This window comes from Halorhodospira sp. 9621 (genome assembly GCF_022228055.1).
Classification (GTDB): domain Bacteria; phylum Pseudomonadota; class Gammaproteobacteria; order Nitrococcales; family Halorhodospiraceae; genus Halorhodospira; species Halorhodospira halophila_A.
The window spans coordinates 1-811 of the sequence record NZ_JAJNRD010000099.1; the positions used below are offsets into that span (position 1 = coordinate 1).

At 59.2% G+C, this 811-nt stretch carries 1 protein-coding gene; it reads right to left on the bottom strand.

Annotated elements, in window-relative coordinates; all coding sequences use genetic code 11:
* Positions 1–38: 38 nt before the first annotated feature.
* On the bottom strand, positions 39–811 hold a 773-nt coding region (locus LRF89_RS13270), incomplete at its 5' end, for a hypothetical protein (protein WP_238637376.1).

Below are 811 nucleotides of genomic sequence, written 5' to 3' on the forward strand. Positions count from 1 at the left end.
CCCGCCCCGGTTCCGGCTTTTTGTTGCCGGTCGTGTCCTTACTGAGCCGGGTTGATGCGCACGTTGCCCTGCATGGTGACGTTCTGCTGGATCAGGCTGCCGACACCACCGTTCTGAGAAACCTGGGTGATGCCCGCGTTGCCGGAGACCGAGCCTTCCGCCATGCGGTTGTTGACGTGCAGCCAGGCGTCGTCGTCACCGCCGATGCGCAGGGTGTTGCCGCTGACCGTGCCGCGCAGCTCGGAGCTGGCCACGGTCATTTCCATGTCGAGGAAGTGATTGAACGAGTCGGTGATCTCGTTCTGCGAGTCCTTCATCGTGTTGTGCGAGTCCATGGTGTTGTGGGAATCAGCGGTGCTGTTGTCGGAGTTGTCGCTATCGTCGCTGTTGTACGAGTCGGCGATGCTGTTGTCCGAGTGATCGCTGGAGTCCTTGTTGAACGAGTCGTTGATGCTGCTATCCGAGTTGTTGGAGTCCGCAACGCTCGTGCTGCGATCGGAGTTGTCGTTCTGGGAGTCGGTCAGGCTCCGATCCGAGTTGTCACTGCGGTCCGAGTTGTCGTTGTACGAGTCTGCGATGCTGGAGCTGTTATCGGAGTTGTCGTCCTTGTTGTAGGTCCGCTCGGAGCTGTAGTTCTTCTCCGAGTTGTGTGAATCCGCGACGCTGTTGTCCGAATTGTCATCCTTGTTGTACGTGAACTCCGAGCTGTAGTTCTTCTCGCTGTTGTGCGAATCGGCCACGCTCGAGCTGCGGTCCGAGTTGTCGCTGCGGTCCGAGTTGTCGTTGTGCGAGTCGGCCACGTTGGTGCTGC